The 23,241-nt window shown below is 65.6% G+C and carries 24 protein-coding genes; 17 read left to right on the top strand and 7 right to left on the bottom strand.

Features of this window, described 5'->3' with window-relative positions:
• Nucleotide 1: 1 nt before the first annotated feature.
• Nucleotides 2–472, bottom strand: coding sequence for an Lrp/AsnC family transcriptional regulator (locus VSR82_RS09490; protein WP_368586022.1), 471 nt, complete (start codon nucleotides 470–472; stop codon nucleotides 2–4).
• A gap of 156 nt (nucleotides 473–628) precedes the next feature.
• Here VSR82_RS09490 and VSR82_RS09485 point away from each other — a divergent pair, with 156 nt between their 5' ends.
• The gene (locus VSR82_RS09485) at nucleotides 629–1,309 is read left to right on the top strand and encodes a LysE family translocator (protein WP_410852252.1); all 681 of its coding nucleotides are present in this window, start codon (nucleotides 629–631) and stop codon (nucleotides 1,307–1,309) included.
• Between the two features lie 53 nt (nucleotides 1,310–1,362).
• Here the strand turns inward: VSR82_RS09485 and VSR82_RS09480 are convergent, their stop codons facing one another.
• Nucleotides 1,363–1,536: a DUF1289 domain-containing protein gene (locus VSR82_RS09480; RefSeq protein WP_013091438.1), complete on the bottom strand. Its 174-nt coding sequence runs from the start codon at nucleotides 1,534–1,536 to the stop codon at nucleotides 1,363–1,365.
• 139 nt (nucleotides 1,537–1,675) lie between these two features.
• On the opposite strand from VSR82_RS09480, the gene VSR82_RS09475 reads away from it, so the two are divergent.
• Nucleotides 1,676–2,002, top strand: a complete 327-nt coding sequence (locus VSR82_RS09475) for a YnfA family protein (protein WP_368586024.1) — start codon at nucleotides 1,676–1,678, stop codon at nucleotides 2,000–2,002.
• Nucleotides 2,003–2,037: 35 nt separating this feature from the next.
• Here the strand turns inward: VSR82_RS09475 and VSR82_RS09470 are convergent, their stop codons facing one another.
• Nucleotides 2,038–2,550 (bottom strand): DUF1993 domain-containing protein, encoded by a 513-nt coding sequence (locus VSR82_RS09470; RefSeq protein WP_410852253.1) that lies wholly within the window; start codon nucleotides 2,548–2,550, stop codon nucleotides 2,038–2,040.
• A gap of 306 nt (nucleotides 2,551–2,856) precedes the next feature.
• On the opposite strand from VSR82_RS09470, the gene VSR82_RS09465 reads away from it, so the two are divergent.
• The 5 genes from VSR82_RS09465 to VSR82_RS09445 all read left to right on the top strand — a co-directional run bounded on the left by VSR82_RS09465 (nucleotide 2,857) and on the right by VSR82_RS09445 (nucleotide 8,119).
• On the top strand, nucleotides 2,857–4,416 hold the full coding sequence (locus VSR82_RS09465; RefSeq protein ID WP_429457456.1) for a S53 family peptidase: 1,560 nt from the start codon (nucleotides 2,857–2,859) through the stop codon (nucleotides 4,414–4,416).
• A 79-nt stretch (nucleotides 4,417–4,495) separates the two neighbouring features.
• Nucleotides 4,496–6,160, top strand: coding sequence for a S10 family peptidase (locus tag VSR82_RS09460; protein ID WP_410852254.1), 1,665 nt, complete (start codon nucleotides 4,496–4,498; stop codon nucleotides 6,158–6,160).
• Between the two features lie 187 nt (nucleotides 6,161–6,347).
• Entirely contained in the window at nucleotides 6,348–7,019 is a 672-nt protein-coding gene (locus VSR82_RS09455; RefSeq protein WP_498857654.1) for a hypothetical protein, read from the top strand.
• A 71-nt stretch (nucleotides 7,020–7,090) separates the two neighbouring features.
• Nucleotides 7,091–7,450 (top strand): hypothetical protein, encoded by a 360-nt coding sequence (locus tag VSR82_RS09450; protein WP_429457460.1) that lies wholly within the window; start codon nucleotides 7,091–7,093, stop codon nucleotides 7,448–7,450.
• Nucleotides 7,451–7,843: 393 nt separating this feature from the next.
• The gene (locus VSR82_RS09445; protein WP_368586029.1) at nucleotides 7,844–8,119 is read left to right on the top strand and encodes an RNA-binding protein; all 276 of its coding nucleotides are present in this window, start codon (nucleotides 7,844–7,846) and stop codon (nucleotides 8,117–8,119) included.
• A 102-nt stretch (nucleotides 8,120–8,221) separates the two neighbouring features.
• On the opposite strand, the gene nadE is transcribed toward VSR82_RS09445, so the two are convergent.
• Nucleotides 8,222–9,082, bottom strand: coding sequence for an NAD(+) synthase (nadE, locus tag VSR82_RS09440; protein WP_498857653.1), 861 nt, complete (start codon nucleotides 9,080–9,082; stop codon nucleotides 8,222–8,224).
• A gap of 417 nt (nucleotides 9,083–9,499) precedes the next feature.
• On the opposite strand from nadE, the gene VSR82_RS09435 reads away from it, so the two are divergent.
• Complete coding sequence (locus VSR82_RS09435) at nucleotides 9,500–10,483, top strand: L,D-transpeptidase (protein WP_429457464.1); 984 nt, start codon at nucleotides 9,500–9,502, stop codon at nucleotides 10,481–10,483.
• A gap of 42 nt (nucleotides 10,484–10,525) precedes the next feature.
• Here VSR82_RS09435 and VSR82_RS09430 read toward each other — a convergent pair whose 3' ends face one another.
• On the bottom strand, nucleotides 10,526–11,395 hold the full coding sequence (locus VSR82_RS09430; RefSeq protein ID WP_368586032.1) for a DMT family transporter: 870 nt from the start codon (nucleotides 11,393–11,395) through the stop codon (nucleotides 10,526–10,528).
• Between the two features lie 86 nt (nucleotides 11,396–11,481).
• Nucleotides 11,482–13,038, bottom strand: coding sequence for an ABC1 kinase family protein (locus VSR82_RS09425; RefSeq protein ID WP_429457467.1), 1,557 nt, complete (start codon nucleotides 13,036–13,038; stop codon nucleotides 11,482–11,484).
• Between the two features lie 256 nt (nucleotides 13,039–13,294).
• Here VSR82_RS09425 and VSR82_RS09420 point away from each other — a divergent pair, with 256 nt between their 5' ends.
• On the top strand, nucleotides 13,295–14,050 hold the full coding sequence (locus VSR82_RS09420; protein ID WP_368586034.1) for a DeoR/GlpR family DNA-binding transcription regulator: 756 nt from the start codon (nucleotides 13,295–13,297) through the stop codon (nucleotides 14,048–14,050).
• A gap of 46 nt (nucleotides 14,051–14,096) precedes the next feature.
• On the opposite strand, the gene VSR82_RS09415 is transcribed toward VSR82_RS09420, so the two are convergent.
• Nucleotides 14,097–14,303: a hypothetical protein gene (locus VSR82_RS09415; protein ID WP_410852262.1), complete on the bottom strand. Its 207-nt coding sequence runs from the start codon at nucleotides 14,301–14,303 to the stop codon at nucleotides 14,097–14,099.
• Between the two features lie 362 nt (nucleotides 14,304–14,665).
• Between VSR82_RS09415 and phnS the strand changes: the two genes are divergently transcribed.
• From phnS to VSR82_RS09375, 8 genes are all read left to right on the top strand, one after another.
• Nucleotides 14,666–15,757, top strand: a complete 1,092-nt coding sequence (gene phnS / locus VSR82_RS09410; protein ID WP_368586035.1) for a 2-aminoethylphosphonate ABC transporter substrate-binding protein — start codon at nucleotides 14,666–14,668, stop codon at nucleotides 15,755–15,757.
• 101 nt (nucleotides 15,758–15,858) lie between these two features.
• Nucleotides 15,859–16,959: a 2-aminoethylphosphonate ABC transport system ATP-binding subunit PhnT gene (phnT, locus tag VSR82_RS09405; RefSeq protein WP_368586036.1), complete on the top strand. Its 1,101-nt coding sequence runs from the start codon at nucleotides 15,859–15,861 to the stop codon at nucleotides 16,957–16,959.
• Entirely contained in the window at nucleotides 16,937–17,899 is a 963-nt protein-coding gene (locus VSR82_RS09400; RefSeq protein WP_368586037.1) for a 2-aminoethylphosphonate ABC transporter permease subunit, read from the top strand. The genes phnT and VSR82_RS09400 overlap by 23 nt, the downstream gene beginning before the upstream one ends.
• The gene (phnV, locus tag VSR82_RS09395) at nucleotides 17,889–18,752 is read left to right on the top strand and encodes a 2-aminoethylphosphonate ABC transport system, membrane component PhnV (RefSeq protein WP_368586038.1); all 864 of its coding nucleotides are present in this window, start codon (nucleotides 17,889–17,891) and stop codon (nucleotides 18,750–18,752) included. The genes VSR82_RS09400 and phnV overlap by 11 nt, the downstream gene beginning before the upstream one ends.
• 108 nt (nucleotides 18,753–18,860) lie before the next feature.
• The gene (locus tag VSR82_RS09390) at nucleotides 18,861–19,592 is read left to right on the top strand and encodes a phosphonate utilization associated transcriptional regulator (RefSeq protein ID WP_429457474.1); all 732 of its coding nucleotides are present in this window, start codon (nucleotides 18,861–18,863) and stop codon (nucleotides 19,590–19,592) included.
• Between the two features lie 25 nt (nucleotides 19,593–19,617).
• Entirely contained in the window at nucleotides 19,618–20,898 is a 1,281-nt protein-coding gene (phnA, locus tag VSR82_RS09385) for a phosphonoacetate hydrolase (RefSeq protein WP_429457780.1), read from the top strand.
• Nucleotides 20,895–22,346 (top strand): phosphonoacetaldehyde dehydrogenase, encoded by a 1,452-nt coding sequence (gene phnY / locus VSR82_RS09380; protein WP_429457476.1) that lies wholly within the window; start codon nucleotides 20,895–20,897, stop codon nucleotides 22,344–22,346. Before phnA ends, phnY begins: the two co-directional genes overlap by 4 nt.
• A gap of 3 nt (nucleotides 22,347–22,349) precedes the next feature.
• Nucleotides 22,350–22,910 carry a phosphonate degradation HD-domain oxygenase gene (locus VSR82_RS09375; protein WP_368586041.1) on the top strand — a complete coding sequence of 187 codons (561 nt, stop codon included), beginning with the start codon at nucleotides 22,350–22,352 and terminating at the stop codon, nucleotides 22,908–22,910.
• Nucleotides 22,911–23,241: the final 331 nt, after the last annotated feature.

Here is a 23,241-nt window from a genome sequence, read left to right as displayed (position 1 = left end):
TTCAGGACAGCGGCAGACCGCCGAACGCTTTCACTTCGCGCAATGACAAGGCCGATTCCACCGACGTCACGCCCGGCAGGCTGCGCAGTTCATCGCGCATGAAGGTGCCGTAGTCGTCGAGGTCGCGCGCGACGATCTGCAGGATGTAGTCGGCGCTGCCTGACACGTTATGGCACGACAGGATACGCGGGATCGCCTGCACCTCGCGCTCGAAGCGCGTCGCCACCACGCGGTCGTGCACCGCGAAGCGCACCAGCACGAAGGCGACCACGCCCAGACCGAGCCCAGCGCGCGACAGCACTGCGCGGTAACGGTCGATGTAACCATCGTTCTCCAGACGTTTCAGACGGCGCGCGCACGGCGTCTCGCTGAGGCCGACCATGTCGGCGAGACGCGCAACCGACATGCGGCCGTCGTTTTGCAGCGCGGCGAGAATCGCGCGGTCGGTTTTGTCGAGATCGTCGGCGGACATGGTGGGGAGCTGGTTTCTGGTGGTTGGTGGAAGGCGCCATTGCGTAGGAAAATATTAGCGCATTCCGCTATTTTTGGATTAGTCTTGGCCGAAAATCGCCAGCAAACCCTCCGTCTCCGATAGCAAGATGGAGCCTCGAACAACAAGGAGGCTCCGATGATTTCCGCTCACCTGCTGGCCGTCTACGTGGCGGCATTGATCGTCGTTTATGCGGTGCCCGGGCCGGACATGGCGCTGATCCTGCAAACCAGCATCGCGCGCGGCGTGCGCAGCGGCTTCGCTGCCGCCGCGGGGCTCGGCGTGTCGCGCGCGACGCACGTGACGCTGTCGGCGTGCGGCATGGCGGCGCTGCTGCGCAACGCGCCGTGGCTGTACGACGCGGTGCGTTATGCCGGCGCGGTCTATCTCGCGTGGATCGGGATTCAGATTTTCCGCTCGCCCGGGTTCGCACTGCCCGCCGGTGCACGTGACAAACAAGCGGCCGGCGCGTCGCGAGTGGAATCCACTCCTTCGAACGATGCGGATAGAGGGGCGCGGCCGTTGCGGACCGCGTTCGTCAAAGGTCTGCTGACCAATCTGCTGAACCCGAAGGCGCTGCTGTTCTGCTCGGTGCTGTTGCCGCAATTCGTGCGGCCGGAAGCGGGGCCGGTGGCGTGGCAGATGATCGAGCTCGGTGTCGTGCTGCTCGCGATCGGCGCATGCTTCGACGCGTTGTATGCGATCGGCGCCGCGCGCATCGCCAACTGGATGCGCGCCCATCCTCTGGCGCAAACGCTGCAACGTTGGACGTTTTCGGCTGCGTTGATCGGCTTCGCGCTGCGGCTTTCGCTGGATTGACCCTCGAGGCTGGCGTCAGATTGCGTGAGCGGCCGAGCGGCGATGTCCGCCGCTCACTTCTTCAGCTTGCGCTCGCGCCGCGGCCGGTCCTCGATAATTTTCTTGCGATGCTTGTCCTTCATTTTTTTCCAGCTTTTGCATTCGTCGCGCGTGCGCATACAGCCGATGCAAAGGCCGGTTTTGTCGTCGAACTTGCAGATATCGACACAGGGTGATGCGATGCTCATGACCGGTGGCCGTTCGAGTTGAAGTGGCGCGACTGTCGCACGTGCAGCGCGCACGATGCCAAGTGATTGTGTTAATAAAGCCGATAGCGCAGCCGCCGCGCGCACGCGCGGCGACACAATCACCTTCTCACGTTCGTCGATGAAAACTTTCCTGCTGTATGTCGTGACCGCTATTGCCGAGATCCTCGGCTGTTACCTGCCCTGGCGTTGGCTAAAGGAGGGCGGCTCGGCGTGGCTGTTGCTGCCCGGCGCGGCAAGCCTCGCGCTGTTCGCCTGGCTGCTGACGCTGCATGGCACCGCCGCGGGCCGCGTGTATGCGGCCTATGGCGGCGTGTACGTGGCGGTGGCGATTGCGTGGCTGTGGGTCGTGGACGAGGTGCGGCCCACGCTATGGGACACGGCAGGCGCCGCGCTGACGCTGGCCGGCATGGCGGTGATCGCATTCCAGCCGCGCCTGCACGTGTGAGCGGGGCGCCGCGATCGACGACCCACCCGCTCCCTTTACTGCTGCATCCCGCCCAGATAATCGAGCTTACCGAGCTCGACCCCGTTATGACGCAGGATGTCGTACGCGGTCGTCACGTGGAAAAAGAAGTTCGGCAGCACGAAACCGAACAGATACGACGCTCCCGTGAACTCGATCGGCCCCGGCCGCAATTTCAGCGTGATGGTGCGGCTCTCCGAGCCGTCGATCTGCGCCGCGTTGAATTCCTTCAGGTAATCGATCGTCTTCTGGATACGGGCCCGCAGTTCATCGAAAGTCTGCTCGACGTCCTCGAACTTCGGCGGCTCGACGCCGGCGAGGCGCGCTGCGCAGCCCTTCGCGGTATCGCTCGCGATATACACCTGGCGCACGAGCGGCAGCATGTCCGGCGCGAGCCGGGCATTAGTGAACACCGACGGTTCGATCTGCTTCGCGGCGGCATGCGCCTCGGCCTTGCCGAGGATGGCCTGCAGGTTGGTGAGGCCGCGAATCAGCACTGGCAGTGATGCTTGATACATCGAAATTGACATGGGTTCCTCTGATTTCTCGATCGTGCGCGCAGGCGGCGCGCGCGGCAATGAAACGGCGGGAATGCCGCTCCAGCATCATAGCGTGTCGCATCCGCGCCGCGCATTAGCCATCCGGACGACTGCCGCGCGCGTCGGAACTGTGTTCGAATACCTGGGTCGGACGCTTGGACGAAGTTCTTGAACAACCCCTGCCGCGTATCGCGCAAACGATGCGCTTCGTGCAGGCGCGTGGCGTGCTTGCCCCCGCCGGGCCGCGCGGTCGTGCATGACCGTGTGCGAAGCCACGCTAACAGGAGAGTCGACACCATGGTCAGCAAGCATCCATTGCCGGGCAGCGAGCGTAAGGTCGCGCAGGGCACCACGGTCATCGGGCAATGCGATCCCGCCGAGCGGATCGAGGTTTTCGTGATGCTGCGCCGCCAGCAGCAGGCGCAGTTCGACGCGTTGATGAAACGCATCCAGGCCGGCGACGCGAGCGTGAAGCCGCTGTCGCGCGAGGCGCTTGCCCAGGACTACGGCGCCGCGCCCGATGACATCGCGAAAGTCCGCGCGTTCGCTGCCGCGCATGGGCTCACCGTCGTGCGCGAGGACCCGGCGGCGCGCTCGGTGGTGCTGAGCGGCACGATCGCGCAATTCCAGAGCGCGTTCGAGGTGAAGCTCGAACGCTACCAGCACCACTCGGCTGGCCAGTTCCGTGGCCGCACCGGCACCATCAGCGTGCCGGACGACCTGCGTGGCGTCGTCGAGGCGGTGCTCGGGCTCGACAACCGGCCGCAGGCGCGACCGCACTTTCGTATCCGGCCGCCGTTCGTGGCGGCGCGCGCGCAGCAGGAGTCGTTCACGCCGCCGCAGCTGGCGTCGCTCTACCAGTTTCCGCAAGGCGACGGCGGCGGCCAGTGCGTCGGCATCATCGAGCTCGGCGGCGGCTACAACACGTCGGACCTGAAGACCTATTTCTCGAGCCTCGGCGTCAGCGAGCCGACCGTGACCGCGGTCAGCGTCGATCAGGCCGGCAACAAACCGAGCGGCGACCCGAACGGGCCGGACGGCGAGGTCACGCTCGACATCGAGATCGTCGGTGCGATCGTGCCGCGCGCAACCATCGCCGTGTACTTCACGCCGAACAGCGACGCCGGCTTCATCGACGCGGTGAGCCGCGCGGTGCACGACACGACCCACAAGCCGTCGGTCATTTCGATCAGCTGGGGCGCGCCGGAGTCGGTGTGGACCAGCCAGTCGATGAATGCGCTTAACAGCGTGCTGCAATCGGCGGCGGCGCTCGGCGTGACAATCTGTGCGGCTTCCGGGGACAGCGGGTCGAGCGACGGCTCGGGCGGCGGCGACCAGGTCGACTTCCCGGCATCGAGCCCATACGTGCTCGCCTGCGGCGGCACGCACCTGAGCGCGTCCGGTTCGGCGATCACGCGTGAGGTCGTGTGGAACGACGGTGCACAGGGCGGTGCGAGCGGCGGCGGCGTCAGCGCCGCGTTTGAGTTGCCGGCGTGGCAGCAGGGTTTGTCGGCCACGATGACGGGCGGCGGCAGCCAGCCGCTCAGCGGGCGCGGCGTGCCGGACGTCGCGGGCGATGCCTCGCCCTTGACCGGCTACGACGTGCTGGTCGACGGAACGCAAACGGTGGTGGGGGGCACCAGCGCGGTCGCGCCGCTGTGGGCGGCGCTGATCGCGCGCATCAACGCGGCGAAGGGACAGCCGGTCGGCTTCGTCAACGCGAAACTGTACAAGGCGGCGGGCGTCTGCAACGACATCACCCAGGGCAACAACGGCAGTTTTGCGGCGTCGAAGGGGTGGGACGCCTGCACGGGCCTGGGCAGCCCCAATGGCGGGAAGGTGGCGGGCGCACTATAGTCTGCAACACAGCGCATAACACAACAACAAGACGTAAGAACGAGGACGCACGGCAATAAAACGAACCCTTGGAGCGATCATGACGAATACAGAATCAGCTTCCGGTAGCCAGCATTCGCCGCACAACACGCATGCCACGGCCTCGGCTGGCGCGTCCACCGCCACGAGCACGCCGCACAAAGCCGGCGACCAGCCGTTCTTCGACCCGGTCGCCTATGGCAACGGCCCGGACGATTCGGTTACCGATACGGTCGAGACGGCCGCGATCACGCATCATTCGGTGACCATCGGGGGGCACAACATCAACTACACGGCAACGGCGGGCCACCTGGTGATCGTCGATCCGAGCAGTTCGCAGCCGTCGGCGAGGATGTTCTACGTCGCGTTCACGCAGGACAACCAGAAGGAAGAGACGCGGCCGGTCACGTTCTTCTATAACGGCGGGCCGGGATCGTCGTCGGTGTTCGTGTTGCTCGGCTCGTTCGCGCCGCGCCGCATCAAGACGTCGATGCCGGGCTTCACGCCGCCGGCGCCATATTCGCTCGAAGACAATCCGGACAGCCTGCTCGACAAAAGCGACCTCGTATTCATCAACCCGGTCGGCACCGGCTACTCGGCGGCGATCGCGCCGAAGAAGAATCGCGACTTCTGGGGCGTCGATCAGGACGCGGACTCGATCAAGCAGTTCATCAAGCGGTTTCTGACCAAGAACAACCGCTGGAATTCGCCGAAGTATCTGTTCGGCGAGTCCTACGGCACGGCGCGCAGCTGCGTGCTCGCGTACCGGCTGCACGAGGATGGCGTCGATCTGAACGGGGTGACGCTGCAGTCGTCGATTCTCGATTACACGCAGTCGGGCAACCCGGTTGGCGCGCTGCCCACGGCGGCCGCGGACGCGTGGTATCACAAGAAGCTCGGCGTCGCGCCGCGGCCGACCGATCTCGGCACGTTCGCCGAGGAGGTCGCGCAGTTCGCACGCACCGACTACCTGGCCGCGCTGCGCAAGTTCCCGACCACCGACACCGCGACCGTCGAAAAACTCAGCGAATACACCGGTATCGACAAAACGACACTGCTCGCGTGGAGCCTCGACATCGCGGGCTACGACAGCCGCGGCAATTCGCTGTTCCTGACCACCTTGCTGAAGTCGCAAGGCCTCGCGCTCGGCGCCTACGACGGCCGCGTGACCGCGATCGACACCGGCATCGCCGGCAAGATCGACCCGAACTCCGGCGGCAACGATCCGACGATGACCGCGGTCAGCGGCGTCTACACGACGATGTGGAACGTGTATCTGAACGAGCAGTTGAAGTACACGTCGAATTCGTCGTTCACCGACCTCAACGATCAGGCGTTCAAGTACTGGGATTTCAGCCATATCGATCCGACCGGCGCGCAGAAGGGCGTCGACTCGAAAGGCAACATCATTCTGTACACGGCCGGCGATCTTGCGGCCGTGATGGCGCTCAATCCCGACCTGAAGGTGCTGTCGGCGAACGGCTTTTTCGATTTCGTCACGCCGTTCTATCAGACCGTGCTCGACCTGCAGCAGATGCCGCTGGTCAGTCAGCAGGTGCGGCAGAACCTGTCGGCGCGGTTCTATCCATCGGGGCATATGGTGTATCTCGACGGCGGTTCGCGCACCGCGCTGAAAGCCGACCTCGCAAAGATGTACGAAGAGACGGTGTCGAACGCACAGGCGCTCGGGCGGATCCGCGCGTTGCAGGCGCGGGTGGCGAAGTAGCGGAGGTGGTGGGGCGTCGCGGCTCATCGCGACGTCGCGTCGTGCTGGTCTGCTCTGGCTCGCGGCGGCTGCCGCGAGCCGGCAAACGGCGCGCCGCCATGTCGGGCTTTTATACTCATCCAGATTGAATATGTTTTAATTGCCTTGCGAGTTGAACTACCGCGTGCCGCCGCCGGCGCGCACACGAATGAACGCAGGCATCGCAGACACGCATCGGCGCGGTCTTCCCCGCGACACCACCAGCAGCAATGACCCGGCCAACGCGCCGCGGCTCGGGCGCAAGAGCGTTCTTCGCTCGCGCGTGCGCATCACGCAACGTGCGCTGCTCGTTATCGTCGGCGCACTGCTGGCGCTGCGCATCGGAGAAGCCACCGCGCAACCGCGCGCCGTCCTCGACGACCGCGTGACCCAGCAGTCGATCGGCCGGACGATTTGTCGCCCCGGCTATGCGGAAACCGTTGCGCCGCCGTTCGACGAACTGATGGCGCACAAGGACCGCATGCTTGCCGCGCGCGGCATCGATGTGGATGACAGCGCCGCGTTTGCGCTCGACCGGCACGTGCCGATCATGCTCGGCGGCTCGCCCGATGCGCCGGCCAATCTCGATCTATTGCCGTGGGCCGGCCCGCAGGGCGAGCGCCGCAAGGCTCGCGCGGCGGCGATGCTCAAGCGCTGCGTCTGCGAAGGCAAGCTGAGTCTCGCGCAGGCGCAAGCGGCGATCGTCGGCAACTGGTCGGCGGTGTACGCGGGTTTCGGCCAGGCCTCGTGCGACGTGAGCCGCCTAGACGTCTCGACTGACGACGACGGCGTCGACAGCGAAGACAGCCGGCGCGGCGACGCGCACGAGCGCGGGCGTTGAGCGCGTCCGCGCTTGCGCAGTCGTCGCGGAGCCACGGTTCGCTGCCCTCTCATTTTTTTCGGAGAAACACGATGACCTATTTCCGTCTCGCCGCCGTTGCGCTGACGATCGGTTGCCTGAGCGGCAGCGCAGCCGCGGTTGCTGCGGTTGCCGCCGCGCCCGCGCATTGCGCGCGCGCCAATGAGCTCGAGATTCGCGGCGACGTGCCCGCGGCGCTCAGCTTCGACGTATATCGGCAGCTGCGCCCGCTGGATGCGCGGCGAATCGCGCTGTTCGAGGCCGCCGGCGAAGTGAAGCGTCTGCCCGACGGCCAGCCGGTATGTCAGATCGCCGACGACGGCGTCGACGATCCTTCCGCGGTGCTGGTCCGACTGCCGCACGGTAAGAATGCTTGGTGGGTGAGCGCGGAGAACGTGCAAGCGGCCGACTGATCGGCGCGATCAGGCCGCCTTTGCTCACTTCGATGCGTCTCGCGTGCCGGGCATGCAAGCTGCTGAAGCAGCCGATGTTTTCCGGGATCGGCGCGACTGATTCAGGTACAGTGCATTGACGGGGGTTGTTTCGCCGTTGCCTACGACACTGCGTCACAGTGTGTTCGCTGTCGAAGCGGGCTATCCTGACAACAGGATGAAACTTGCACAGGAGATTGGAACGATGGCCTTCTTTTTGTCATTGCTCGCTATGGGGTTGGCCGGCGCGACCGGCGTCGTCGCACTTCGCGCACTGGCCGCGGCTCAGACGAAGCAGCGTGTCGCGCTGCGACCGGTGCGTATCGCCAGCTCAGACCGACGGGCTGACCGGCAGGCACGGCGAGGGTAGTCCGCATGAACCTGACCGTGCGCAATATCGCCGAATCGTGCAGCGAGCAGGACGTGCGGGAATTTTTGAAGCGCGAACTCGGCCACTACGCGAAACACGTCGAGGTGGTGGACGCCGGCAAGCCCAACGCCTACGCGACGGTGGAACTCGACGCGAGCGTGCCGTATGTCGGCGACGTGATCGCGCGGCAGATTCACGGCAAGCATCTGGGCGGCCAAGCGCTCGAAGCGAGCGCCGATCTGTTCAGCGACGACCCGCCGCCGGAGCAGCGAGCGCCGTAGGCGGTTCAGTAAGGCCGATTCTTTTCGAAGGCGGTGGACCTGCGCAACGTTGCGCGCCGGTCCACCGCCTTTATTCGTTTGAGAGCCGCTTGCGCTGCGTCATCATTGCCCATCCGGCGACGCCTGCCAGTCGAATGGGGTGTACGGCAGCGCCCGCTTGTGACGCGTCGCGTTGTAAAACTGCAGCACCACGTCACGCACGGTATCGCTGACCGGCTTGCCTTCGAGGAAATCGTCGATCGCGTCGTACGGGATGCCGTACGCGTCTTCGTCGGGACGAAGCGGCCGCAGCATCTCGAGGTCGGCGGTCGGCACCTTGTGCGCCAACGAGTCGGGCGCGCCGAGCGTATGTGCGAGCGCGCGCACGCGGCGCTTGCTGAGCCCGGCGAGCGGCAGCACGTCGGCGCCGCCGTCGCCGAACTTCGTAAAGAAGCCCATCACCGATTCAGCCGCGTGGTCCGTGCCGATCACGACACCGGCGCGCGCACCCGCCACCGCGTATTGCGCGATCATCCGCTGGCGCGCCTTGATATTGCCGTGCACGAAATCCCGCTGTGATTCGTCCTTGAACGACACGCCGCTTTTATCGAGCGACTCGAGCATCGCATCGGCGGGGGGTTTGATATCGATAGTCAGATTTTCGTCGGCGCGAATGAAACGTAATGCCTCCAGCGCATCCGCTTCATCGCGCTGTTTGCCGTAAGGCAGACGGACCGCGACGAAACGCGCGTCGTAATGGTTCGCCCGTAAACGCTCGACCGCGAGTTGCGCGAGACGCCCGGCCGTCGTCGAATCGACGCCGCCGCTAATGCCGAGCACATAAGTTCTCAGGTGGCTGTTGCGCAGATAGTTCGCCAGAAAATCGACCCGGCGCTCGATTTCGCGGCTTGCGTCGAATTTAGCGGTGACGTGCATTTCGGCCGCGATGCGGGCCTGGCGGGCGGCGGGATCGGATGGAGCCATGATCGTTGTTGTCCTCGCGGGAGAAAAAGCGGTTGAAACGGCGTGAAACAGATTGAAAGCCGGCTGAAAAACCGTTTGAGTATCGGGATCTACCACCGTATTCGGGCGATCTTTCGTCCGAAAATGAAATCGTCCTTCGCTTTCGTGGCCTGATTTTCCGATGACCGATTTAATTGCGAATTAATTGCATTTCACTAATGCGTCGATTGCGGGGAAATAGCCATCGATTTGAAGAGGTCGCAAGTTAGAGGGTATATTCATCGACACGCGTCAATTCGCTGAGTAACATCGATCGTACCGAACGCCACAGGGATCCGGCGTGTCAATCAATAATAATCATGTTTGTTTCAGGACGCGATGAGATACCCAGATCGGCGTGGCCAGCCTGGATTGAACCACCTGAGGATTTGCGCTTGGATGTGCGCAATCGTCATATCGGCAGGTGCCGGCGCGATAGCGGCGCAGGTTCATGCAGCGGTGACCGGTACTGCTCAGTTGCCCGCATCCGCAACATCGGCGGTGCATACGGTGAATGCGACCACTTCGGCGCAAGCGTGGAATGGCGTGAGTCAGCCGTTAGGCACGATCGACGCCGCCACCGTCGCCGCGCCCGACGCGGCCGGCATCGTCGATCCGCGTCGCGCGTTTCTGCTGCGCGACGTCTTCGCGCAGGATGTGACGCGCCGGCTCAGACTGCCCGCCGCGGAGCAGCGTGCGTACGCCGACCGTCTGGAGACGGCGCTCAACGAGAACGAGCTTGGCAATGTGTCGGGCGAGTACGTAGTGCTCGTCGATCGCAACGCGAACGTGCAGGCGCTCCTGATTTACTTCCGCGCGGTGCCCGCCGACGACTGGCAGATGATAGGCGCATCGCCGGTATCCACCGGACGGCCAGGCGAGTACGACCACTTCATTACGCCGCTCGGCGTGTTCGAACATACGCCCGACAATATGGATTTCCGCTCCGAGGGCACAGAGAACGAAAACCACATTCGCGGTTATGGCCGGCGCGATATGCGTATCTTCGACCTCGGCTGGGCCCAGGGGGAACGCGGCTGGGGCAAGGGCGGCATGTCGCAGATGCGTTTCCAGATGCACGCGACCGACCCCGATCGGCTAGAACCACTGCTCGGTATTCGCCATTCGAAGGGCTGCGTGCGAATTCCCGCGTCGCTGAACACGTTTCTCGATCACTACGGGATTCTCGACGCGGAATACCAGCAGCTCATTGATTCGGGCCAGTCGTTGTGGGTGCTGAAAAGCGATCGGCAGATCATGCCGTGGGCGGGGCGTTTTATCGTCGTCGTCGATTCGCAGCGCAAGAGCCGGCCAGCGTGGTCGCCAGTCCCCGGCGCGGTCGCGCGCGCAAAGATGCCCGCGCACGCGGATACGGCGGACTGACTGGCGCCTTGTCCTTGTCGCAATACCAGCGCGGGGCGCCCCTCACGACCTCGCCAACAACACGCCAGCCAGCGCGACCGCGAACCCGGCAATTTGCACGGGCAGCAGCGTCTCGCCGAACCCGAGATAGCCTTCGAGCGCCGCAAGCGGCGGCGCGAGAAACAGCAGCGCGGTCGCGCGCGAAGCATCCCCGCGCCGGACCATCCAGACGAGCAACGTGACGCTGATGCCGGACAGCATCACGATGCCCCATGCGAGCGATCCCCACAGCGTCGGCGACGCGATCCAGCGATGCTCGCCGAGCGCGAGCGCCAGCACCCCCGCGACGACAGCCGCGCCGACGTTCTGCACCGCGCTTGCGCTGCGAATATCGGCCTTGGCGAGCGAGGTCTTCTGGAACAGCGTGCCCGCCGTGATCGCCCCCACCGCGACGATCGATATCAGCACGACCAGCCACGCCGGTGCGTTGCCGTGCGTGGGCGGCGTCGCGGCAGCGAGCTTCGGCGCGAGCACCAGCACGACGCCGGCGAGGCCGACCGCCATGCCGCACCAGCCGCGCCGCGACAAGCGCTCGCCGAACAGCGGCGCGGCGACGGCGGCCGTCGCGAGCGGCTGCAGCGCGCCGAGCAAGGCCATAACGCCCGCGCTGAGACCTTGCGCGACGGCCCAGTAGCCGGCGCCGAGATAGACCCCTTGCAGCAGTGCGCCGGCGGTCAGGTGCTTGCCCAGGTTACGTCCGGTCGGCCATGCCGAGCGCGCGGCGAGCGCGGCCAGCGCGAAGATCAGCGCGGTGCCGCCGAAACGGGCCAGCAGAAACAGATTGGGATCGGCGTAAGGCGTGATCGCGCGGGCGACCACGAAACCGGTCGACCACAGCACGACGAACACGGCGGCAACAAAGGTGGCGAGCATCGGGGCGGCAGGAGGTTAAAAAAGCCGCCATGTTGGCCCCATGCGCGGCGCGCGTCTTGTTCAAAGCTGCAATGCGCGCGGGACCGTCACCACGCGATCAGCGTCATCCCCGCTCCGAGCGCGCCGCCGCAGACCACGCACGCCCACAACAGCCAACGCGTGCGCCGGTATTCGCGCGCGAGATCCGCGAGCAGTTGCGCGTTCTGCTGCGGCGTACCCGCGCGATCGTGCTGCTGCAGATAGCGCACCGCCAGTTGCGGCACGCGCGGCAGCATATGCGCGAGATGCGGCAGCTCGTGTGACAGCCGCTTGAGCCAGCCGCGATGATCGAGATCGCGTCGCGCGATATCGGCAAGCACGCCACGTGCGATGTTCCACGTATCGACGCCCGGATGCAGTGTTCGCGCGAGCATCTCCGCCTGCTGGAACGAGCGCTGCGCGGTCGCGAGCTGGCCCGACACCTGGCCGTCGAACGGTTGCACGCCGTGCAGCAGATGATGAAACAGCGAACCCGCCGAGCGATCCTCGGGCGCCGCCGCGAAGTGCGCTTCGGCGCGCGTGCGCAGTTCGGCTTCGAGCATCTCGGGGCGCGTGTCGTCCGGCACGTGGCCGGCCTCGCGATGCATGTCGGCGAGCCGCGCGTAGTCCTGGTCGAACAACGCGGTCGCGCCGTGCACGAAGAACTCGCGCTCGCCGCTCGACAGCGTCGCCATGATCGAGAACTCGGCGAGCACGAGGCGCCCGAGCGTGTCGGGCTCGATGCTGACGCGCACGCGGCGCGCATCGAGCGTCGCGTGGAAGAAGCCATGCTCGAATGCCTGCTCGGTGACCACCTCGACGATATGCGCGGCGAGCGGCGCCAGCTTGATGCCGTGCGCGTGCAGGCCGGGCAGGTCGCTCGCGGGCAGCGTATTGACGCGCTGCATCGTCAGCGTGTGATCGGTGCACAGCTCCCAGATCACGTCCGGCACGACGATGCGCTTGTCGCCGTCGAAATGGTGGCCGGTCTGGCTCAGGTTCGCGGCTTCGGCGCGCAGGTCGAAGCGGCGCAGGATGTCGTCGGTGAAGGTTTGCGCGAGCGCGCGCAACTTCATCCGGCGCGCGACGCGCGACAGCTTTTCGAGCCAGCGCGCGACCCAGCGCAATAGCGCGAGCTCATCGCCGATCTGTTGCAACTGTTGCGCGCGCACGAGCTTGACGGCGACCTCGTAGTGACCTTTGACCGGCACCGCGAGCCGCGCGAAATGGGTCTGCTCGGCGAAGCCGCTGCGCACCGGCACGAGGTCGACCGCGCTGAACAGCTCGCCGAGCGGCCGGTTGAACGCGCGCGTCAAGGCCAGCGCGGAGTCGTCCGGCGACAGCGGCGCTTCCATGTGATCGATGGCGTCCAGCGCGTCGTGCAGCGTGCCGCTCGCGAGCTCGGGGCGAGTGGCGAGCGTCTGCGCGAAGCGGCTCGCGAGCGGACCGAGCGCCGGCAGCAGGCCATGCAACTGCGCGCCGCTGCGCTCGGACGCATGCACGCGGCCGATCAGCTCGATCATCCAATGCAGCTTGTGGTCGGGCGGGGCGGCGAGCCAGATCAGGCGCGCGCCGTAACGTAGCGCATGGAACAGCAGCAGTAGACGGCGAAACAGTGGCGGCATCGGCGGTTCGGTTGACGGGCGAGGCGTTGTGCGTGGGACTCGGCCGGGCAGCGGCGTGGTGTTGCCCGCATGGCCGAAGAGTCCAGCCGTCAAGGTTAGCAGGTCGGCGCGGTGGCGGGCGTGTTCGCGTGCAGGGGCGGCTCGTCGCAACCTGAGCGCGCGATGAGTGCGCCATCAGCGCAACCTGCGCGCCCGCACCAACAACGCACAGTACGCGTAATACAATACGGCGGCCTTCCTCAACCACGGCGCACAGATGCTCGCAGAACAACGTCATCAATACATCCTCGCGCAAGTCGCAAAGAACGGCGCGCTGTCGGTCGCTGAACTGGTGCGCGAACTGAACGTATCGCGCGAAACGATCCGTCGCGACCTCAACGCACTGGCCGGCCGCGGCCTGCTCGTGACGACCCACGGCGGCGCGTTGTCGAGCGATCGGCGCGAGCCTGATCTCGATACGCGCGAAGCGGAGAACGCAGGCGCCAAGCGTGCGATCGGCGAGCGCGCGGCCGAGTTCGTGCCGGACGGCGCGTCGCTGATCATCGATTCCGGCAGTACCACGCAGGCCGTCGCGCGGGCGCTGCTCGACCGGCATCGGCTGACGGTCTACACGAACGACTGGCGCATCGCGCTGCTGCTCGGCCGACGCAACGACAATCGTGTGACGCTGCTCGGCGGCGAGTTGTCCGATATCGAGGACGCGACCTTCGGACTCGACACGGTCCACCAGGTCACGCAGTACCACGCCGATTTCGCGTTCATCGGCGCGGGCGGGATTTCCCCGGACGGCTATCTGACCGACTACAGCCGCATGGCGGCCGAAGTGCGCAGCCGCATGATCGCCGCGGCCGACCTGGTGGTGGTCGTCGCCGATCATTCGAAGTTCGGACGCGTGACGCCGGTGCGCATCAACGGTATCGAGTCGGCGCGGTATCTGGTCACTGAACTGGCGCCCGAGCGCGCGCTGGCGAAGGCGATCACCGCGCATGGTCCGGAGATTCTGATCGCGTGAGACGGCTACTCGCGCTGAACGCCATTCCTCACCCGCCAAAATCTAACTAAAAAAAGCCGCGGGATTCGCTCCAGAAATTGGAACGGCCGGGCACAATACGCGCCGTTGTCAGGAGCGCGTCCACCGCAGCCGAGGCAACCGCCGGGCCCGCGACGCGCACGGCCAGCGCGCCGTGCGAGCACCGCGTCCGCGAGCAGCCCCGCACCTTCGCAATTTTGTCGATGCATCGTGCATACATCGTCATTTTCGCCATGTACGATCCACACGGGATCGGCGCGCGGGGTTTCATTTTGGGCGGCGCGACGAATTCCTTCGGTTGGCTTGAATTGGCAATTTGTGTCTTTTTTTGGAATTCGGCAAAATCGTCACGGCCCTGTCATCGAAACCTGTGATTCTTCCCGTGCCCGCTCAGGCGCGGCAGGCAGCGCGGGTGTCGGAGACGGGCTGTCAGTCAGGCTGGGCGAGAAGCGGCAAAGTTGTCGGCAATCTGCAATCCACGACAGACCGGCGCGGCAACCGCAGCGGGCAACGCCAGGCGGCGCGTGCCGCCGTTCAATCACTACAGGTATGGGGTTATCCCGACCGTCTGGTTTTTAGCCTTTCGGAGAGAGCGACATGAAAAAGACGAATTCCCTTCACGCCGCGGCCGGTCTCGCGCGCAAACTGCTGCCGGCGCTGGTCGCCGCCGCAGCGTTCGGCGGTGCCGCGATGCAGGCTCATGCGGCCGACGCCGTCGTGCTGTACACGGCCGACGGCCTCGAAAATCTGTACAAGGATGTGCTGCCTGCCTTCGAAAAGAAGGAAGGCGTGAAGGTCAATATCGTCACGGCGGGTAGCGGCGAAGTCGTGAACCGCGCGACCATCGAGAAGGATCAGCCGAAGGCCGATGTGCTCGTGACGCTGCCGCCGTTCATCCAGCAGGCCGACCAGAGCGGTCTGCTGCAGGCGTACCAGAGTGCCAACTACAAGAACGTGCCGGCCATCGCGAAGGCGCCGAACGGCGCATGGGCCACCTTCGTGAACAACTACTTCTCGTTCGCGATCAACCCCGAAGTCACGAAAAACCAGCCGAAGACGTTCGCGGACCTGCTGCACCCGGACTTCACCGGCAAGGTCGCCTATTCCAATCCGGCGACCGCCGGCGACGGCATGGCGGTGATCATTCTGACCTCGTCGCTGATGGGCGAAGACAAGGCGTTCGACTATCTGAAGAAGCTCGAGCAGAGCGCCAAGTTCCACACCAAGGGCACGGGCTATCTCGACGTGCTGCTATCGCGTAACGAGATCGCGGTCGCCAACGGCGATCTGCAGATGGATCTCGACGACGCGGCCAACGGCGGCCTGTCTCTGAAGCCGGTGTTCCTCGCCGCTACGCCCGGCGGCCAGCCGACCACGTTCCAGCTGCCGTACGCGATCGCGTTGATCAAGAACGGTCCGAACCAGGCCGAGGGCAAGAAGCTGATCGACTATCTGATGTCGACGGAAGTGCAGTCGAAGGTGCCGGACGTCTTCGGCATTCCGGCGCGCAGCGACGTGCCGCTCGCGGGCAAGAACGGCGAAACGGTCAAGCAGGCGATCAGCGGCGTCAAGCTGATTCCGGTCGACTGGAATCACGTGATGGCGAAGAAGGCCGACTGGACCGCGCGCTGGAAGAGCGACGTGATCGGTTCCTCGGGCAAAGAGACCGAAGTGGTCAAGCCGAAGTAAGTGACTCAGATAAGCAACGTCTGACGTTGTCGGTCCAGGCGGCGCTTCGCAGCTACTGCGCGGCGCCGCATCAGCATTAATTCTGTTGGAGGACGACCCCGGTGAATACGGCCAGTCTCGCTCACCCCGCCGCGCCAGGCGCTCCGCTGGATGCGCTCGACGCCGCGCGTTTGGACGCGCCGGGCGGCGTGCAGATCGATCACCTGACGGTGCGCTTCGGCGCGCGCACGGTGCTCGACGATCTGTCGTTGACCATCCAGCGCGGCGAGTTGCTCACCGTGCTCGGCCGCAGCGGCTGCGGCAAGACGACCTTGCTGCGCTTCATCGCGGGCTTCATCGAGGCCGACGGTCTGGCCGGCACGCTGACGGTGGCCGGCCGCGATCTGACGCACGTGCCGCCGCACAAGCGCAACCTCGGTCTGCTGTTCCAGAGCTACGCGCTGTTTCCGCATCTGACGGTATTCGAGAACGTCGCGTTCGGTTTGCGCGCACGGCGGATTCCGGCGCGCGACGTCGCACGCCGTGTCGCCGAGGCGCTGAAGCTCGTGCAGCTCGGCGATGCCGGTCACGTGATGCCGGCGCAACTGTCGGGCGGCATGCAGCAGCGCGTGGCGCTCGCCCGCGCGCTCGTGATCGAGCCCGACGTGCTGCTGCTCGACGAACCGTTGTCCGCGCTCGACGCCAATCTGCGCGCGTCCGTGCGTTCAGAACTGAAAGCGCTGCACGAGCGTCTGCCGAATCTGACGATCGTCTGCGTGACGCACGATCAGGACGATGCGCTCGTGCTGTCCGACCGTACGCTGCTGATGCGCGACGGCCATATCGCGCAGCTCGGCACCCCGCAGCAGCTGTACGACACGCCGGTCGACGGCTTCGTCGCGCGCTACCTCGGCGCGGCCAATCTGCTGCCGCCGCAGGTCGCGTTCGGCATGGACGACGCGCGCCACAACGAGCGCGAACGTGTCGCGTGTCTGCGTCCGGAGGCGCTGCGCATCGTGCCGCTCGGCGAGGGGCAACTGCACGGCGCGATCGCGTCGGTCGAGTGGTATGGCGCGGCCTTGTCGGTATCGGTCGTGCTCGATGCGCTGCCGAACGATCCCGTGCTCGTCACGATGCAGCGCGGCCTCGGCCTGACGCCGGAGAAGGGCGCGCGCGTTTCCCTGCGTTATGAGGCTGGCGATGTCGTCCTTATCAAGCCCTGATACGTCCAATCCGCTCGACCTCGCCGCGCAAGCGGAAGTCGAAGCCGCCGCCGCACGCCGTCTCGCGAGCGCCGCGGCGCATGCGGCCGCGGTGAAGCGGCGCGAGCGTCTCGCGCAATGGCATCTGCTGTTCATTGCGGTCGTGGTGCTCGGACCGCTCGTCATCTATCCGCTGGTGCGGCTCGTGATGCTGAGTCTGACCGGCACGCACGGCCTGTCGGGTCACGCGTACGTGACGTTCTTCGGCAACCCCGAAACGCGTGGCGTGATCGGCACCACGCTCGGCATCCTGTTCGCGAGCGCGAGCCTCGCGTCGCTGCTCGGCGTGGCGCTCGCGTCGCTGCTGTTCTTCAAGCCGTTTCCCGGCGCGCGCATGGTCACGCGCTTTCTCGAACTGTTCGTCGCGTTCCCTTCGTTTCTGGTCGCCTTCACGCTGATCTTTCTGTACGGCTCGCAGGGCTCGGTCAGCATCGGGCTGCAGCGGCTGTTCAATCTGCAGGCGCCGCCGCTCGACTTTCTGTTCGGCATCGGCGGCGTGATTCTCGCGGAAGTGGTGTTCTATACGCCGTTCGTCGTGCGTCCGACGCTGGCCTCGTTCGCGCTGCTCGACCAGCGGCTGATCGAAGCCGCGCGCAGCCTCGGCGCGAACGGCCTGATGGTCGCGTTCAAGGTGATCCTGCCGCTCGCGTGGCCGGGTATTGCAGCGGGCACGATCCTGTGTTTTCTGCTGACGTTGAACGAGTTCGGCATTCTGCTGGTGCTCGGCAGCGCCCATCTGATCACGCTGCCGGTCGCGATCTATAGCGCCGCTACCGTCGATCTCGATCTGCCGACCGCAGCCGCCGGCGCGGTCGTGATGCTGCTGATGTCGTTGTCGCTGTACGCGTTGTACCGGCGCGTCAATAGTCGCAAGGTGAAAGGAGCCGGTCATGGCCGTTGAACTCGATCCGACCGTGCTGCCGGTCATGCACAAGAAGGGCCGGCCGGTGCGGCACAGTCTCGTCGTGCGACTGTTCGGCGGTCTTTTTCTCGGCTTCGCCGCGCTGCTGTGCTTCTGGCTGTTCGTGCTGCCGGTGCTGGTCGTCGCGCTATCGAGCGTCGCGTCGCACTGGTCCGGCACGATCCTGCCCGACGGCTTCAGCATGCGCTGGTTCGAGCGCCTCGGTTCGAGCGACTTCGACGCGCTGACCACGAGCCTCGAAGTCGGCATGGGCGTCGCGGTGCTCGGCACGATCCTCGGTTTGTGGCTCGCGCTCGCGCTCGAAGGACGCGACCGGCGCGGCCTCGGCGCCATCGTCGACACGATCGCGATGATGCCCAACGGCGTGCCGAGCGTGGTGCTCGGTCTCGCGGTGCTGATCGCTTATCACAAGCGGCCGCTCGATCTGTCGAGCTCGGCGGCGATCGTCGTGTTCGTGCAGCTCGCGCTGGTGCTGCCGTTCTGCTACCGCTGCGCGGCCGCCGCGCTGCGCCCGGAGCTGACCGTGCTGCGCGAAGCGGCCGCGAGCCTCGGAGCGCCGCCGTCGATGGTGCTGCGCCGTGTCGTGTTGCCGCAACTGGTGCCGGCGATCCGCGCGAGTCTCGCGCTCGGTTTTGCGCTGTCGCTCGGCGAACTCGGCGCGACGCTGACCGTGTATCCGCCGGGCTTCGCGACGGTGCCGATCGTTGTCGTCGGGCAGGTGGAGCGCGGCTATTACCTGCCGGCTTCGGCGCTGTCGCTGATTCTGCTGCTGGTCTCGCTGGTCGCGCTGCTGTTGATCGCGGCGCGCGCTCCGCGTCGGCGGATCGACTGACCTGGCTGACACGGCTGATTCGCGGGCGATTTGCTTGACCTGAAGCATGCACACTGCCGGTGGGCATTCGATGTCGGTGTGGCAAAATTTGTCAGAGTGACCGAATATATGCAATCTGCTTCCGTCGATCCAATCGAGGTCGTGCGCCGCCATTCGCTGACGACGCTGGTGCGCGACGAGATCGAGCGGCATATCGTCGACGGCACGCTGGCGCCGGGCGACAAGCTCAACGAAGCCGATTGGGCGGCGCGCTTGCAGGTGTCGCGCGGGCCGGTGCGCGAGGCGTTTCGCGCGCTGGAGCAGGCGGGGCTCGTGCGTACCGAGAAAAATCGCGGTGTGTTCGTGCGGACGGTGTCGCTCGCGGAAGCGGACGAGATTTACGCGGTGCGCGCGGTGCTCGAAGAGGCGGCGTGCCGGATGCTCGCGGTCAGCATCGACGCGGGCAAGCTCGCGGTGCTGCGCGATTGCGTCGATGCGATGCGCGCCGCGCTCGCATCGCACGATCACGATGGGTATGCGCGCGCGAACGTCGCGTTTCACGATGCGCTGGTCGCGGCGGCGGGTAACACGAAGTTGTACGACACATATCGCAGGCTCGTCAGCGAGTTGAGCCTGTTTCGGCGAGCGGCGCTGGTCGTGCAAGGCGATGCGATGGCGCGCTCACTCGCCGAGCACCGCGCGATTCTGACCGCGCTCGCATCACGCGATGCCGAGCAGGCCGCGCAGTTGATGCGCGCGCATGTGCAGGGCGGCTTGCAGCGCGCCCATGCGGCGTGCGATGCGGCGCACGAACAGCGCCTCCCGGCAACCGCGGGCGCGGCCGGCTCGCGCGGGCGATGAGGCCTTGGCAATGACCACCCCTGGAATGGAAAACCACGCGATGACACACCCCGAGCAGCGCACGATCGAAGTCAACGGCCGGAGCTATCGGCTGCCTTCGCAACCGACGGTCGTCGTCTGTGTCGACGGCTGCGAGTTCGAGTATCTGGAAGCGTCGGTCGCGGCCGGTGTGGCGCCTTTCATCGGCTCGATGCTCGAAGGCGGTGCGGCGTTTCGCGGCGACTGCGTGATTCCGTCGTTCACGAACCCGAACAACCTGTCAATCGTGACCGGCGTGCTGCCGTCCGTGCATGGGATCTGCGGCAACTACTTCTGGGACACCAACGCGAACAACGGCGCGGGCGCGGCGGTGATGATGAACGACCCCGCCTACCTGCGCGCGCCCACGCTGCTCGCGGCCGCCGCCGACGCGGGCGCCGCGGTCGCCGTCGTCACCGCGAAGGACAAACTGCGCGGGCTGCTCGGCTCGCAGTTGAAGGGCATCTGTTTTTCGGCGGAGAAAGCCGACAAGGTGACGGTCGAGGAAAACGGCATCGACGACGTGCTCGATCTGGTCGGTCTGCCGTTGCCGGACGTGTATAGCGCGGGGTTGTCGGAATTCGTGTTCGCGGCCGGCGTGCGGCTCGCGCAAACGCGCAAGCTCGACCTGATGTATCTGTCGACCACCGACTATATCCAGCACAAATGGGCGCCCGGCACCGAAGGCGCGAACGCCTTCTACGCGATGATGGACGACTATCTCGCGAAGCTCGACGCGCTCGGCTGGGTGATCGGCCTCACCGCCGACCACGGCATGAACGCGAAGCACGATCCGCAAACCGGCGAGCCGAACGTGATCTATCTGCAGGACTTGCTCGACGACTGGCTCGGCGCATCGACGACGCGCGTGATTCTGCCGATCACCGATCCGTACGTCGTGCATCATGGCGCGCTGGGTTCGTTCGCGACCGTCTATCTGCCGCGCGAGCTGGATGCAGCATCCGTGATTGCGCGGATCGGCCGCCTGCCGGGAATCGAAGTCGTGCTCGACCGAAACGCAGCGTGCGTGCGCTTCGGGCTGCCCGAGGATCGTATCGGCGATCTGGTCGTGATCGGCACGAAGCATGTCGTGCTCGGCACGCGGCGCGACGAGCACGACCTGTCCGGGCTCACCGTGCCGCTGCGCTCGCATGGCGGGATTTCCGAGCAGGAAGTGCCGCTGCTGTTCAACCGGCGTGTTCAGCCAGCGGCCAGTGGCGGCGAAGGCAAGCGGCTGCGCAACTTCGATATCTTCGACGTTGCGCTCAATCGCTTGTCGACATCATGAACCCGGTGCTGCGGGACCATCCGGGGTTCCGCGCCGAAGCGCTGCGGCTGGGCGGCGAGCGCGCGACGCGCGCCCGCACGCTCGACGTATTCGATCCCTATACCGGCATGCGCGTCGGTACCGTGCCGCTCGCCAGCATCGACGACGTGCGCGCCGCGTTCGACTACGCGCTCGCGTATCGGCCGACGCTGTCGCGCTACGAGCGTTCGCAGATTCTGGAGCGCGCGGCGGTGCTGCTGCGCGAGCGCATCGAACAGGCGTCGGATCTGATCTCTCTGGAGTCGGGGCTGTCGAAGCAGGATTCGCGCTATGAGATCGGCCGCGTTGCCGACGTGTTCCGCTTTGCGTCATTCGAGGCGTTGCGCGACGACGGTCAGAGCTTCTCGTGCGATCTGACGCCGCATGGCAAGAAGCGTCGCGTGTTCTCGCAACGCGAACCGCTCGCGGGCGTGATCGTCGCGATCACGCCGTTCAATCATCCGATGAACCAGGTCGCGCACAAGATCGCGCCGGCCATCGCGACGAATAACCGCGTGGTGGTGAAGCCGTCGGAGAAGGTGCCGCTGTCGGCGCTTTATCTGGCCGATCTGCTGTATGAGGCGGGGCTACCCGCGCCGATGCTGCAGGTGCTGACCGGCGACCCGCGCGAAATCGCCGACGAGTTCATTACGCACGCGTCGGTCGAACTCGTCACGTTTACCGGCGGTGTCGCGATCGGCAAATACATTGCGACGAAGGCCGGATATCGGCGCGTCGTGCTGGAGCTGGGCGGCAACGACCCGCTGATCGTGCTCGACGACGCGGATCTCGAGCGGGCGGCGACCCTTGCGGTGCAAGGGTCGTACAAGAACTCGGGGCAGCGCTGCACGGCGGTCAAGCGGATGCTCGTGCAACAGCGCGTCGCGGCGGAGTTCACGGAGCGGGTCGTCGAGAAGACGCGCGCGTGGACGTTCGGTGATCCGTTCGATGCGTCGAACCAGATGGGCACCGTGATCGACGCCGCCGCCGCACAACTGTTCGAGGCGCGCGTGAACGAGGCGGTGGCCGCGGGCGCGCGCCTGCGCATTGGCAACGAGCGCAGCGGCGCGCTGTATGCGCCGACGGTGCTCGACAACGTCGATCCGTCGATGACGCTCGTGCGCGAGGAAACCTTCGGGCCGGTGTCGCCGATCATCGCGTTCGATACGCTCGACGACGCGATTCGCATCAGCAACGGGACGCCGTTCGGGCTGTCGTCGGGCGTGTGTACGAACCGGCAGGACGCGATCACGCGTTTCATTAACGAGCTGCGCGTGGGGACCGTCAACGTCTGGGAAGTGCCGGGCTACCGGATCGAGCTGACGCCATTCGGCGGCATCAAGGATTCCGGGCTTGGTTACAAGGAAGGCGTTCAGGAAGCGATGAAGAGCTTTACCAATCTGAAGACGTTTTCATTACCTTGGGAGTGACCCGTGGCATTGAGTCTCGACGATATCCGTGCGCTTTTCGAGCGGCACGGCAGCCTCGCATATAGCGGCGAACCGGTGACGCAGCTGGAGCACGCGTTGCAGAGCGGCGCGCTGGCCGAGGCGGAAGGCGCGAGCGACGAACTGGTCGCCGCGGCGTTTTTGCATGACCTCGGACATCTGCTGAACCTGCAAGGGGAGACGCCGACGGAACGGGGTGTCGACGATCTGCATCAGTATTTCGCCTTGCCGTTTTTGCGGCCGGCGTTGTCAGATGCCGTGCTGGAGCCGATTCGTCTGCACGTCGACGCAAAGCGCTGCCTGTGCGCGATCGACGCCGCGTATTTCGGCCAGCTTTCCGCCGATTCGGTGCGCAGCTTGCAATTGCAGGGCGGGATCTTTAGCAGGGAAGAGGCGCAGGCATTTATGCAGAAGCCGTACGCGGAAGACGCGATGCGTTTGCGCCGATGGGACGATCGCGCGAAAGAGAGGGATCGCGCGACGCCGGGGATCGACCATTATTTGGCCGTCGTCGAACGGGCGATGCGCGCGCATGCGACTGCGTGAGGCGAGGTGTTTTTGGGGGCGCGGCAGGTTGCGGGTGGAGCGTGAAAATATCGCTTGCAAGTCGCATTGGCGGCGACTAGAATTCCGCTCTTTCGTGCTCCGGACACCGGAGCGCGGGGAAGCGGGAAGCCTTTATGGCGAGGGCTTTAGCGGCGTGAGCAGGTTAAGCGGGTGATAAAAACCTGTTGACGATCCGGCGGAAGTTCTCCATAATCTCGTTTCTCTGCTGCAGACGCAGCGACGCAAACGAAGCGGTGCCGGGTAGTGGTGGTTCAGGCGCGGCGGGTTGGGCGGATCGATCTTTAAAAACTAACAGCCGATAAGTGTGGGC

Source organism: Burkholderia sp. JPY481 (assembly GCF_038900515.1).
In the GTDB taxonomy this organism is placed as follows: Bacteria; Pseudomonadota; Gammaproteobacteria; order Burkholderiales; family Burkholderiaceae; genus Paraburkholderia; species Paraburkholderia youngii.
Note: the sequence above shows the minus strand (reverse complement) of the source record. Positions and strands in the feature narration are given on the sequence as shown.